Source organism: Photorhabdus sp. HUG-39 (genome assembly GCF_963878365.1).
Taxonomy (GTDB): Bacteria; Pseudomonadota; Gammaproteobacteria; order Enterobacterales; family Enterobacteriaceae; genus Photorhabdus; species Photorhabdus kayaii.
Genome location: NZ_CAWNWY010000005.1, coordinates 75,091 through 87,223 on the forward strand (window position 1 = coordinate 75,091; position 12,133 = coordinate 87,223).

General features: G+C 42.6%; 13 protein-coding genes. 8 read left to right on the forward strand and 5 right to left on the reverse strand.

Features of this window, described 5'->3' with window-relative positions; genetic code table 11:
* Window positions 1–226: 226 nt before the first annotated feature.
* From AAC155_RS05490 to oppF, 6 genes are all read left to right on the forward strand, one after another.
* Window positions 227–1,864: an ABC transporter substrate-binding protein gene (locus AAC155_RS05490; RefSeq protein WP_113041335.1), complete on the forward strand. Its 1,638-nt coding sequence runs from the start codon at window positions 227–229 to the stop codon at window positions 1,862–1,864.
* Window positions 1,865–2,001: 137 nt separating this feature from the next.
* Window positions 2,002–3,642: an oligopeptide ABC transporter substrate-binding protein OppA gene (oppA, locus tag AAC155_RS05495; protein ID WP_113041336.1), complete on the forward strand. Its 1,641-nt coding sequence runs from the start codon at window positions 2,002–2,004 to the stop codon at window positions 3,640–3,642.
* Between the two features lie 85 nt (window positions 3,643–3,727).
* Entirely contained in the window at window positions 3,728–4,648 is a 921-nt protein-coding gene (gene oppB, locus AAC155_RS05500) for an oligopeptide ABC transporter permease OppB (RefSeq protein ID WP_113041337.1), read from the forward strand.
* A gap of 14 nt (window positions 4,649–4,662) precedes the next feature.
* On the forward strand, window positions 4,663–5,571 hold the full coding sequence (oppC, locus tag AAC155_RS05505) for an oligopeptide ABC transporter permease OppC (RefSeq protein ID WP_113041338.1): 909 nt from the start codon (window positions 4,663–4,665) through the stop codon (window positions 5,569–5,571).
* Between the two features lie 9 nt (window positions 5,572–5,580).
* Window positions 5,581–6,579 (forward strand): ABC transporter ATP-binding protein, encoded by a 999-nt coding sequence (locus AAC155_RS05510; protein WP_113041339.1) that lies wholly within the window; start codon window positions 5,581–5,583, stop codon window positions 6,577–6,579.
* Window positions 6,576–7,577 (forward strand): murein tripeptide/oligopeptide ABC transporter ATP binding protein OppF, encoded by a 1,002-nt coding sequence (oppF, locus tag AAC155_RS05515; RefSeq protein ID WP_113041340.1) that lies wholly within the window; start codon window positions 6,576–6,578, stop codon window positions 7,575–7,577. Before AAC155_RS05510 ends, oppF begins: the two co-directional genes overlap by 4 nt.
* Before the next feature lie 194 nt (window positions 7,578–7,771).
* On the opposite strand, the gene AAC155_RS05520 is transcribed toward oppF, so the two are convergent.
* Window positions 7,772–8,101 carry an HI1450 family dsDNA-mimic protein gene (locus tag AAC155_RS05520; protein WP_113041341.1) on the reverse strand — a complete coding sequence of 110 codons (330 nt, stop codon included), beginning with the start codon at window positions 8,099–8,101 and terminating at the stop codon, window positions 7,772–7,774.
* 111 nt (window positions 8,102–8,212) lie between these two features.
* Entirely contained in the window at window positions 8,213–9,673 is a 1,461-nt protein-coding gene (gene cls, locus AAC155_RS05525) for a cardiolipin synthase (protein WP_113041342.1), read from the reverse strand.
* A gap of 246 nt (window positions 9,674–9,919) precedes the next feature.
* On the opposite strand from cls, the gene AAC155_RS05530 reads away from it, so the two are divergent.
* Window positions 9,920–10,102 carry a YciY family protein gene (locus AAC155_RS05530; RefSeq protein ID WP_112875877.1) on the forward strand — a complete coding sequence of 61 codons (183 nt, stop codon included), beginning with the start codon at window positions 9,920–9,922 and terminating at the stop codon, window positions 10,100–10,102.
* A 102-nt stretch (window positions 10,103–10,204) separates the two neighbouring features.
* Window positions 10,205–10,885, forward strand: a complete 681-nt coding sequence (gene tonB, locus AAC155_RS05535) for a TonB system transport protein TonB (protein ID WP_113041343.1) — start codon at window positions 10,205–10,207, stop codon at window positions 10,883–10,885.
* A 61-nt stretch (window positions 10,886–10,946) separates the two neighbouring features.
* Here the strand turns inward: tonB and yciA are convergent, their stop codons facing one another.
* From yciA to AAC155_RS05550, 3 genes are all read right to left on the reverse strand, one after another.
* Window positions 10,947–11,378 (reverse strand): acyl-CoA thioester hydrolase YciA, encoded by a 432-nt coding sequence (gene yciA, locus AAC155_RS05540; RefSeq protein ID WP_113041344.1) that lies wholly within the window; start codon window positions 11,376–11,378, stop codon window positions 10,947–10,949.
* Window positions 11,379–11,455: 77 nt separating this feature from the next.
* Window positions 11,456–11,992: a septation protein A gene (locus tag AAC155_RS05545; RefSeq protein ID WP_112875880.1), complete on the reverse strand. Its 537-nt coding sequence runs from the start codon at window positions 11,990–11,992 to the stop codon at window positions 11,456–11,458.
* Window positions 11,931–12,122 carry a hypothetical protein gene (locus AAC155_RS05550; protein WP_146748059.1) on the reverse strand — a complete coding sequence of 64 codons (192 nt, stop codon included), beginning with the start codon at window positions 12,120–12,122 and terminating at the stop codon, window positions 11,931–11,933. The genes AAC155_RS05545 and AAC155_RS05550 overlap by 62 nt, the downstream gene beginning before the upstream one ends.
* Window positions 12,123–12,133: the final 11 nt, after the last annotated feature.

Below are 12,133 nucleotides of genomic sequence, written 5' to 3' on the forward strand. Positions count from 1 at the left end.
ATATCAACTTGTTATAATGAACTTTGGGATGTTTTATCAATTAATGTAATAAGTCGTACTAAGTTGTTTGTAAGGATGATTTTTACAATATGAGAGCGATATTTTAACAATCGATATGATAAGTTGCCTTTAATATTTAATCCGTTACTTTGGGCTAAATAATGTGAAGATACCGGCCTTGATGGGATATGTGGAATGAACCGGTCCATCAAACTGGAGGTAAAAAATGAAGATTAAACAATTAAAATTACATAAGTTTATTTCCTGTATATTTTTATTATCAGCATTTCCTGTTACCGCCGTGTCTGCCGTTGAACTTCCAGATGGTGTGAAACTTGCGGATAAACAACAAATTATTATTAATAATGGCACCGAAGTTGCCTCGCTTGATCCACATAAAGTTGAAGGTGTACCAGAAAGCAATATTATTCTTAATCTCCTGGAAGGGTTAGTGAGGATGGGTTCTGAGGGAGAAGTTGTGCCAGGCGTTGCGACCCATTGGGAAAATCAGGATTACAAGGTATGGACTTTTTACCTGCGTGATAATGCTAAATGGAGTGATGGAACGCCCGTCACTGCCCACGATTTTGTCTATAGCTGGCAACGGTTAGCTGACCCAAAAGTGGGTTCACCTTATGCCAGCTATCTTCAATATGCTTACGTTGAAAATATTAGTGATGTTCTAAAGGGTAAAAAATCGCCTGATCAGTTGGGCGTAAAAGCGCTGGATGATCATCGTTTACAGGTGACTCTGACGCATCCTGTGCCTTATTTCGTCAGTATGCTCAGTCATACGGCAATGAAACCCGTCAAAAAGGATGTGGTCGAAAAGTTAGGTAATAAATGGACGCTACCAGAAAACTATGTGGGTAATGGGGCGTATCTGTTAAAAGAGTGGGTGGTCAATGAGCGGATAGTGATCGAACGCAACCCGCAATATTGGGATAATGCAAAAACAGTTATTGATCAAGCGACGCTTTTACCCCTTCAATCCGAAACCAGTGATATAAACCGCTATCGTAGCGGAGAGATAAATATTACCAACAGCGTCATTCCGCCGAATCTATATCAGAAAATGAAAAAAGATATCCCTGAACAGATTCGTGTCAGTCCTTATCTTTGTACGTTTTATTACGAAATTAACAATAAAAAACCGCCGTTTACGGATGTTAGAGTCCGCGAAGCCATCAAATTAAGTCTCGACCGGGATATTATCGCTGGAAAAATTATGGGTCAGGGGCAAATACCGGCTTATGGTTTCACGCCAACATTTATCGGTGGTGGCGATTTCGCTAAGCCAGAATGGGCTAATTGGACACAAGAGCAACGCAATAAACGCGCCAAAGAATTGTTAGCCCAAGCCGGTTTCAATCAGGCGAATCCATTGAAGTTCACATTGTTGTACAACACCTCTGAGCAAAATAAACAACAGGCTATTGCTGCCGCTTCCATGTGGAAAAAGAATCTGGGAGCGGATGTGATTTTGCAGAATCAGGAATGGAAAACTTCTCTTGAAAGCCGCCATCAAGGGAATTATGAGGTGACCAGAGCGACCTGGTGTGCTGATTACAATGAACCTACCGCATTTTTAAACATGTTGTTGTCAGACAGCAGCAATAACACGACTTTTTATCAGAATAAAAATTTTGATAGCTATCTGGAACAGGCATTAATCGCTAAGGATGCTATTGAGCGTAAGAAATTATACCAACAAGCCGAGTTTCAATTGGATAAAGACTCGGTGCTGATTCCCGTTTATTACCGGGTGAGTGTACGGCTTGTTAGCCCATCAGTGGGAGGGTTTTCAGGGAAAGACCCATTGGATTATATGGATATTAAGCGACTGTATATGATAAAAAATTAGACAGTAGCTTTATTCAAAAGAGTTACTAGACCCTGCAAACAAAATCGTTCCTTTTGTATGCAGGTGGTAATCCACCCTTTATTTCTGGGCCGTCGGCTGATAACAAATCTGACGGTATAAAATTGGAGTAGAAAAAGATGATAAACACAACGAAAAAGAGACTACTTACTGTCAGCATCAGCGCTGCACTGAGTATGATAATGGCGAGTCAGGTCTTTGCTGCAAAAGTGCCTGATGGTGTTCAATTAGCTGATAAACAGGTTTTAGTCCGTAATAACGGCTCTGAACCGCAATCGTTAGACCCGCATAAGATTGAAGGAGTGCCAGAATCACATTTGGCACGCGATCTGTTTGAAGGTGTTGTCATCGTTGGTCCGAATGGCGAAATTTTGCCAGGTTCTGCGACCAGTTGGGAAAATAAAGACTTTACCGTCTGGACATTGCATATGCGTAAAGATGCTAAGTGGTCTAATGGTGATCCTGTCACGGCTCATGATTTTGTTTACAGTTGGCAACGTCTGGCCGATCCTAATACTGCTTCTCCCTATGAAAGTTACCTCCAGTATGCCCATATCACCAATATTGATGACATCATCAGTGGTAAAAAGAAACCAGATACTTTGGGAGTAAAGGCGCTGGATGACTATACATTGCAGCTTACATTGAGCGAAGCGGTTCCTTATCTGCCAAGACTTTTAGCCCACTCTTCAATGTCACCGGTGCATAAAGCCACGGTAGAAAAATATGGCGAAAAATGGACTCAGCCACAGAGTTTTGTCGGTAATGGGGCTTATAAACTGAAAAATTGGGTAGTTAACGAACGTATTGTGATGGAACGCAGTCCGACATACTGGGATAACAAGAATACCGTTATTGATCAGGTTACTTTCTTGCCAATTTCGTCAGAGGTCACGGATGTCAACCGCTATCGCAGTGGCGAAATTGATATGAGTCATACTAATTTACCGATTGAGCTATTCCAGAAACTGAAAAAAGAGATCCCGAACGAGCTGCGCATTAGCCCATATTTATGTACTTATTACTACGAAATTAATAACGAAAAACCCCCATTTAATGATCCCCGCGTTCGTACCGCACTGAAATTGGCTATGGATCGCGATATTGTGACCAATAAAGTAAAAGCACAGGGTGATATTCCCGCTTCTGGTTATACACCGCCGGTTACTGATGGTTTTAAAGAAATAAAACCAGTGTGGTTTACTGGTTGGAGTCAGGAACAACGCAATCAGGAAGCCAAAAAATTACTGGCTGAAGCCGGTTATACTAAAGACAATCCACTGAAGTTTAACCTGCTTTATAACACCTCTGATCTACATAAAAAAATTGCAATCGCCGTAGCTTCAATCTGGAAGAAAAATTTGGGTGTTGATGTTCGTTTAGAAAACCAAGAGTGGAAAACTTTCCTTGATACTCGACATCAAGGGAATTATGACGTGGCCCGTGCTGGCTGGTGTGCCGATTACAACGAACCTTCTTCATTCCTGAATTCAATGCTTTCTTATAGTAGTAATAACACGGCTCATTATAAGAGTGATGAGTTTGATAAGCTGATGAAACAATCTCTGAAAGTGGCAACAGATGATGAACGTGCTGTTGTTTACCAGCAAGCAGAAGCGCAGTTAGATAAAGATTCGGCTATTGTCCCTCTCTATTACTATGTAAATACCCGGTTAGTGAAGCCCTATGTTGGTGGCTATACAGGAAAAGATCCTTTGGATAATTTACACACCAAAGATTTTTATATTATCAAACAATAATCGTTGTAAAGCAGCCCGGAAAGGGCTGCTTTAGTGTCAAATTATTTTAAGGCCAGGGTTAAGGGCCAATACATAGGAACGGGCAATGCTTAAGTTTATTCTACGCCGTTGTTTAGAGGCTATCCCGACACTTTTTATTCTTATCACTATTTCGTTTTTCATGATGCGGTTAGCGCCGGGCAGTCCATTTACCGGTGAACGGAAATTGCCACCAGAGGTGCTGGCAAATATTGAAGCGAAATATCATCTGAATGACCCAATTTATAAACAATATTTTGATTACTTAATTCAGCTCACTAAAGGAGATTTTGGGCCTTCGTTTAAATATAAGGACTACACCGTTAATGATCTGGTCGCCGTGGCATTTCCGGTATCTGCCAGGTTAGGTGCTGCGGCATTTATTATGGCAGTTGTGTTGGGGGTCAGCGCCGGGGTTATTGCCGCACTTAATCAAAATACCAAATGGGATTATACGGTTATGGGGTTCGCCATGACGGGGGTTGTTATCCCGGGGTTTGTCGTAGCGCCGTTACTGGTGCTGGGGTTCGCTATTCATCTTAAATGGTTGCCGGGAGGCGGCTGGAATGGTGGTGCGCCTAAATATATGATTTTGCCAATGGTAGCACTCTCTTTGGCCTATATCGCCAGTATCTCCCGTATTACCCGGAGTTCGATGATAGAAGTGTTGCACTCTAACTTTATTCGTACTGCGCGAGCCAAAGGGTTGCCATTGCGCATCATTATTTTCCGCCATGCTTTAAAGCCCGCATTGTTGCCGGTTATCTCTTATATGGGGCCTGCTTTTGTCGGCATTATTACTGGTTCGATGGTGATTGAAACGATCTTTGGGTTGCCGGGAATAGGGCAGTTGTTTGTTAATGGCGCATTAAACCGTGACTATTCGTTAGTGTTAAGTCTGACTATTTTAGTTGGTAGTTTGACTATTCTGTTCAATGCGATTGTTGATGTGTTGTACGCGGTTATCGATCCGAAGATTCGTTATTAAGATTGGAGCACGCAATGATAGTTAATAAACAAAACAGCGAAGCTTTGGAAAATTTCTCTGAGCAATTAGAAATTGAAGGCCGTAGTTTGTGGCAGGATGCACGGCGTCGTTTTATTCACAATCGGGCAGCGATTGCCAGTTTGTGCCTGTTATCTTTGATTACCTTGTTTGTGATCCTGGCGCCGATGTTAGCTCAATTCACCTATGACGATACTGATTGGGCCATGATGTCGATGCCGCCTGATTCTGAATCAGGTCACTATTTTGGTACCGATTCTTCCGGTCGTGATTTGCTGGTGCGTGTTGCCATTGGAGGGCGTATTTCATTGATGGTTGGGGTGTCTGCTGCTTTGATTGCGGTAGTCGTCGGAACCTTATATGGATCATTATCCGGCTATCTGGGGGGAAAAATAGATTCAGTCATGATGCGTCTGCTGGAAATTTTGAATTCATTTCCATTTATGTTCTTTGTGATCCTGCTGGTGACCTTCTTCGGACAGAATATTTTTCTGATATTTGTCGCTATCGGCATGGTGTCATGGTTGGATATGGCGCGTATTGTCCGAGGTCAGACACTGAGCTTGAAACGTAAGGAGTTTATTGAAGCGGCGTTGGTGTGTGGTGTGCCAACCCGTCATATTGTGCTGCGCCATATTGTTCCTAATGTATTGGGAGTGGTGGTGGTTTATGCATCTTTATTAGTGCCAAGCATGATTTTGTTTGAATCATTTCTTAGCTTTCTGGGATTGGGAACTCAAGAGCCGTTAAGCAGTTGGGGCGCATTGTTAAGTGATGGTGCGAATTCGATGGAAGTTTCCCCGTGGTTGCTGATGTTTCCTGCCGGTTTTCTGGTGGTGACACTGTTTTGTTTTAACTTTATCGGCGATGGCTTGCGTGATGCCCTCGATCCGAAAGATCGTTAAGGAGGTAACATGGACAGCGTTAAAAACCAGAAAAGTTCTGAGCCGTTGTTAATTGTTAAAGAGTTGGACGTGACTTTTAGTACCCCGGATGGGGATGTTACCGCAGTGAACAAGCTGAATTTTGATTTACGAGCGGGGGAAACACTAGGAATTGTGGGTGAATCTGGTTCTGGAAAATCACAAACCGCTTTTGCTTTGATGGGGTTACTTGCCAGAAATGGCAAAATTGGCGGTTCCGCTATTTTTAATGGCAGGGAAATTCTTAACCTTGAAGAGAAAGCGCTTAATCGCATGAGAGCGGAAGAGATATCAATGATATTTCAGGACCCAATGACATCTCTCAATCCCTATATGCGTATCGGCGATCAACTGACAGAAGTATTGATGTTGCATAAGCATATGAGTAAAAGTGAGGCATACCTTGAATCGATACGGATGCTGGATGCCGTCAAAATGCCAGAAGCACTTAAGCGAATGCGGATGTATCCTCATGAATTTTCTGGTGGGATGCGTCAGCGTGTGATGATCGCAATGGCGTTGTTATGCCGACCAAAATTGTTGATTGCTGACGAACCGACAACCGCACTTGATGTCACGGTTCAGGCTCAGATTATGACTTTACTGAATGAGCTGAAACGGGAATTTAATACTGCAATTATTATGATTACTCACGATTTAGGGGTGGTTGCTGGTATTTGTGACAAAGTGTTGGTGATGTATGCGGGGAGAACGATGGAATATGGTTCGGCCCGTGAAGTATTTTATCAACCAACCCATCCTTATTCTATTGGCCTGCTTAATGCTGTTCCGCGTCTTGATGGTGATGAAGTATCATTGACGACCATTCCCGGAAATCCACCTAACTTATTACGGTTGCCGAAAGGGTGTCCGTTCCAGCCACGCTGCCAGTTTTCAGTAGACCGTTGTGTAAATTGTGAACCAAGGTTAGAGACATTTGGCAACGGGCGTTTGCGAGCTTGTTTTAAAGCACCGGGGGAATTGGTATGAGTCCGATTGAAGAAAGACGTGTGCTGCTGGAAGTAGCAGATCTGAAAGTTCACTTTGATATTAAAGATGGTAAACAATGGTTCTGGCAACCAACAAAAACTTTGAAAGCGGTTGATGGCGTTACATTAAGGTTATACGAAGGGGAAACCCTTGGTGTGGTTGGTGAGTCCGGTTGCGGTAAGTCGACTTTTGCTCGTGCAATTATCGGATTGGTTAAGTCTTCCGGTGGTTCAGTAACTTGGTTGGGAAGAAGCCTGCTGGATATGGATGATAAACAGTGGCGGGATATTCGTAGTGATATCCAGATGATATTCCAGGACCCATTAGCATCCTTAAACCCGCGAATGACGATTGGCGATATTATCGCTGAGCCACTGCGCACTTATCATCCGAAGATGAAAGGGCTGGAAATTAAAGAGCGGGTAAAAGCCATGATGATGAAGGTTGGGTTATTACCGAATTTGATTAACCGTTATCCACACGAATTCTCTGGTGGTCAATGTCAGCGTATTGGAATTGCTCGTGCACTTATCCTTGAACCTAAATTGGTGATTTGTGATGAGCCGGTATCCGCGCTTGATGTATCCATTCAGGCTCAGGTAGTTAACTTGTTGCAAAAATTACAACGGGAAATGGGGCTGTCGCTGATTTTTATCGCCCATGATCTGGCGGTGGTTAAACACATATCTGACCGTGTATTGGTGATGTACCTTGGGCATGCGGTGGAGTTGGGGACTTATGATGAGGTTTACCATAATCCACAACATCCTTATACCAAGGCGTTGATGTCAGCCGTGCCAGTGCCTGATCCAGATAAGGAACGAAATAAACACATTGAATTGCTGGAAGGTGAATTACCGTCACCTATCAACCCGCCATCAGGATGTGTTTTCCGTACTCGTTGCCCAATGGCAGATCCTGAATGTGCTAAAACTCGGCCATTAATGGAGGGGAGTTTCCGCCATGCCGTGTCTTGTTTGAAGGTTGATCCATTGTAGTTAAGATTGATTGTAGTTAAGATTGATCGATTGTCGTTAAGGTTAATCAATTGTAGTTATTGAGGAACTTTGTAAGACATTCAATGTGAGAGTTACTTTTGGGATTTTATATCAGGATTCAGACCTGCATTAAAACGGGTAGCTCTCATTTTTTGCGGAAAAAAGAGCAGATCAAAATAACTGACTTTAATTTTTCACTCTTTCCACAAAATATGGTAAATCAGGTGAGATTTTTCCCGGCAAATGAGGATACGGGCAAAAACATCGTTGATCTCAGCATCTTCAGATTCTGCTAGCCCGATAATGACTTCGGCAAAAAAATCGGGGTTTGGAGTGAAATCCACGTGTTCAAGCCACTCATCAGAAAGGGGCAGTAATTCTGCGCCGCCACGTATTTCGAATTGCAAGCTAAATAGCAGAATATCAGCGGGATCAAGGTTGAACGAAGCCAGTTCAAGAAAGATGTCATAGGCTTTCTCAAGGGTTTCATCTTCTGTCATTCGATTATTGAGATCTAAATCCATAGTTTGTGAGGATCTGTTGTCCATATTGATTTATTTGTGGGTCGTGATGAAGAATTAAAACATGATGAAGTCTTGATTGATACCCCCGTCTTGTAAAGACGAGGGTATTGATCACAGTAGTGGACTAAAAAAGTAACAAATGCGCTCAATAATCCGATGCCACAAAGGGCGTTGTTCCCACTCATTGATTTCCAGCAATGTGGAATGGGCGATATAATCGTATTGCACCAGCGTCAGATCATGACCAAAGTTTTCATCATCAATAACCACGGTAATTTCGAAATTTAGCCACAGGCTACGCATATCAAGATTAACGGAACCCACCATACTGAGTTGACCATCAACTAAAACGCTTTTGGTATGTAGCAATCCATCTTCAAACTGATAAATCTTAACACCGGCGTTTAATAGTTCAGCAAAAAATGCCCGGCTTGCCCAACGAATTAAGAAGAAATTGTTTCTGCGTGGAACGATAACAATAACTTCAACCCCTCGTAAGGCTGCGGTGCAAATAGCATTTGTCAGGTCATCACTGGGAACAAAATAAGGGGTAGTTAAAATCAGTTGCTTACGAGCAGAGAAAATAGCCGTCATTAAAGATTGTTGAATCAATTCCTCAGGGAATCCGGGGCCGGATGCAATAATCTGAGTTGTGTGTCCGCTGGCCTGTTCAAATGGCATGATATTGTTATCTGGTGATGGCGGAAAGATACGCTGACCTGTTTCCATTTCCCAGTCACAAGCGTAAATAACCCCCATAGTCGTGGTAACCGGCCCTTCCATTCGCACCATGATGTCGATCCATTGCCCAACGCCGGCATCTTGTTTAAAGAAGCGTGGATCGACCATATTCATACTGCCGGCATAAGAGATATAATTATCTATCAAGATAATTTTACGATGCTGGCGCAGATCCATACGGCGTAGAAATAAACGGAATATATTGACTCGCAAAGCTTCAACAAATTCAATTCCCGCCTTGCGCATGATATCCGGGTATTGGCTACGGCAATATAACCAGCTACCGGCTGAATCCACCATAATACGGCATCTGACTCCTCGGTGTGCTGCGGCCATAAGAGCATCCGTCACTTGTTCAACCAAGCCGCCGGTTTGCCAGATGTAAAACACCATATCAATACTGTGTTTGGCATTCTCAATATCTTTGATAATGGTTTTTAGTGAATGGTCGTAGGTTGTCAGTAGTTGGATCTTGTTACCTTTAACACCGGCAAGCCCTTGCCGTCGTTCGCAAAGCTGGAATAGCGGTGTCGCGACTTCGCTATTTTCTGTAGCGAAGATATGACGAGATTTGCGCAATTCTTCAAGCCATACGGTTGTTGAAGGCCACATGGCTTTTGCTTGTTCAACTCTGCGTTTTCCCAAATGCAGCTCACCAAATGACAGGTAAGCGATGATTCCAACTAAGGGTAGGATATAAATAATCAGCAGCCAGGTCATGGCAGAAGTGACAGGCCGGCGTTTTATCAGAATGCGTAAGGTGATACTGGCAACAATCAGCCAATAAAAGAAAATAGCAAGCCAACTTAGGACGGAATAAAAGGTTGTCATATTAGGCAATCAATCCTGTTTTGTTCAGACATCTTTGGTGGCGTTTAACATGGTTTCCTCAAGACTCAAGCTATAAACGATCTAATTAACTTGGTGAATTTACCAAAAAATCGGCAAATATACTGCAAGCATCATACTTGATATTGGTCATTTCGCATTATTGATATAAAAAGTACTATCCAGATACGCCTTGGATATCTTTTTTAAAGGCTTATAATGAGCGTGATGTTTTTATAGGTAGGTTTTATGAAACGTAGTCGGAATGAAGTAGGGCGGTGGCGGATATTGCGCCAGAATTTCAACCGCCGTCGCCGTTGGCTGGAAGGGCAGTCAAGACGTAATTTGCGTATTTATTCACTACGTAAATTAGATGGTTATAAGCAGCGTCGAGCTTTATTGTTTGTTCAGCATGGCGAATGGATACATTGAAAAAATAATATTTTTGGCCTTATATTCACGCTCACCTACAATCTTTATTGAATATGATTGCTATTTGCATTTAAACTAGCAGTCATTCGAGGATTGACTATTATGCTGCTAATCAAGAATTCCCTTATGCGCTGGATACATTGGCCAATATTGTTGTCAGTTTGTTTACACGTTTCTGTTGCTGCCGCACTTTTTTGTTCTGCAATACAGGAAAAGCAGCCTGATGCTGCACTTATGTCTGTTGCTATGATTCAGTTAGCTGCCGAGGAAACTCCTGTTTCAGAGCCGGCAGCACCAGAACCTGAGTCAGAGCCAGAGGAGCCGGAACCTGTTCCAGAGCCGGTAATTCCAAAACCAGAGGTGAAGAAGCCGAAACCGGAAGTGAAGAAAAAGGTTGTTAAAAAGCAATCTGAACCCGTTGAAAAGAGGGCTGAACAACCGGAAAAGCCGTTGTTTAATCAGAATGCATTGGCTAACCGTACTGATAATAATCAGAATAAACCGGTGGTTAAACCGCAGAATGGGCCAAGAGCATTAAGTAAAGCGTTACCTGTCTACCCATCCAGAGCTTCAGCATTGGGCACCGAAGGTTATGTGAAAGTCAAATATGATATTGATGAAGACGGACGGGTAAAAAATATAGAAGTGATTGGCGCTAATCCACCCAATGTTTTTGAAAGGGAGGTGAAAAAAGCGATGAGAAAATGGCGCTTTGAAAAAATACCCGCGATGGGTTATATCACAACCGTCGAATTTAAAATTACGGGTATATCTCAATCCTGATTGTCGGGGAAATGCAAATAAAAAAGGAGCATTATTAACATGCTCCTTTTTCCATTAATGTTTATTCGCTGGTACTGCTAGCGAGTTGGAACTGGGTTTTACCTTCTGGTAACCGACGTGAGGTATTATCTTCATTAACCGCAACATAAGTGAATATCGCTTCGGTTGCACGATAGCGTTGACCGACAGGTTCAGAGGCGACTTTCTTCACCCAGACTTCGATGTTGATGGTAATCGAACTGTTACCGGTTTTGAGACAATGCGCATAGCAGCAGACGACATCACCAACGGCAACAGGTTTCAGGAAAGTAATACCATTTACTCTGACAGTGACAACACGGCCTTCCGCAATTTCTTTTGCCAGAATTGCACCACCAATATCCATTTGTGACATTAACCATCCACCAAAAATATCTCCATTGGCGTTGGTATCAGCGGGCATAGCCAGTGTGCGGAGGACTAACTCTCCGTTAGGTAATTGTTGTTGTGTCATTGAAAACTTTACTTTATTTGATGAAAAAACAATACCTGCCTACAGACGATAGCAGGCAGGTATCCATTTGAATAAGGTTACTTCTGTTCGCGTGGCAGGTGACGATAAATATATACTACACTGAGCACGGTGAAAACCAGAGTCAGGGCAGTCAGACCAAATACTTTAAAGTTAACCCAGACATCTTGTGGTAACCAGAATGCGACATAAATATTAGCCAGCGCACAGGCTGTAAAAAACAGCGCCCATGCCATATTGAGCTTATTCCAAACAAGATCGGGTAAAATTAACTCTTTTCCTAGCATTTTCTGAATGAGTGGTTTTTTCATAAACCACTGGCTGCCTAGCAAAGCTAATGCGAATAATGCATAGATTACAGTGACTTTCCATTTAATAAATAGATCACTATGGAAAGCTAAAGTTAACGTACCGAAAACAGCAACCATGATAAAAGTGATCAGGGAGGCTTTCTCTACTTTCCGGTAGATGGAATAAGTAATAGCGACAGCTAAACCGGTGGCGGCGATCAACGCCCCGGAAGCGTAGAAAATGTCATACATTTTGTATACGACAAAAAAGACGACTAGAGGTAGAAAGTCTAAAAGTTGTTTCATATTTGAACCTATTGTAATTCCGGCATTTGATTATCATCCGATAATGATGGACTGGCAGCAACAGTATGGTTTTATACCCGTTATCTTTCAAGTTGCCTCTTTGTTGGCTGCACTCGCTCACCCCGGTCACATAGTTACCTA

Bases quoted from the DNA above. Each gene is read 5' to 3' on its own strand.
- AAC155_RS05490 (WP_113041335.1), top strand. From the start codon at position 227: ATGAAGATTAAACAATTAAAATTACATAAGTTTATTTCCTGTATATTT.
- oppA (WP_113041336.1), top strand. From the start codon at position 2,002: ATGATAAACACAACGAAAAAGAGACTACTTACTGTCAGCATCAGCGCT.
- oppB (WP_113041337.1), top strand. From the start codon at position 3,728: ATGCTTAAGTTTATTCTACGCCGTTGTTTAGAGGCTATCCCGACACTT.
- oppC (WP_113041338.1), top strand. From the start codon at position 4,663: ATGATAGTTAATAAACAAAACAGCGAAGCTTTGGAAAATTTCTCTGAG.
- AAC155_RS05510 (WP_113041339.1), top strand. From the start codon at position 5,581: ATGGACAGCGTTAAAAACCAGAAAAGTTCTGAGCCGTTGTTAATTGTT.
- oppF (WP_113041340.1), top strand. From the start codon at position 6,576: ATGAGTCCGATTGAAGAAAGACGTGTGCTGCTGGAAGTAGCAGATCTG.
- AAC155_RS05520 (WP_113041341.1), bottom strand. From the start codon at position 8,101: ATGGATTTAGATCTCAATAATCGAATGACAGAAGATGAAACCCTTGAG.
- cls (WP_113041342.1), bottom strand. From the start codon at position 9,673: ATGACAACCTTTTATTCCGTCCTAAGTTGGCTTGCTATTTTCTTTTAT.
- AAC155_RS05530 (WP_112875877.1), top strand. From the start codon at position 9,920: ATGAAACGTAGTCGGAATGAAGTAGGGCGGTGGCGGATATTGCGCCAG.
- tonB (WP_113041343.1), top strand. From the start codon at position 10,205: ATGCTGCTAATCAAGAATTCCCTTATGCGCTGGATACATTGGCCAATA.
- yciA (WP_113041344.1), bottom strand. From the start codon at position 11,378: ATGACACAACAACAATTACCTAACGGAGAGTTAGTCCTCCGCACACTG.
- AAC155_RS05545 (WP_112875880.1), bottom strand. From the start codon at position 11,992: ATGAAACAACTTTTAGACTTTCTACCTCTAGTCGTCTTTTTTGTCGTA.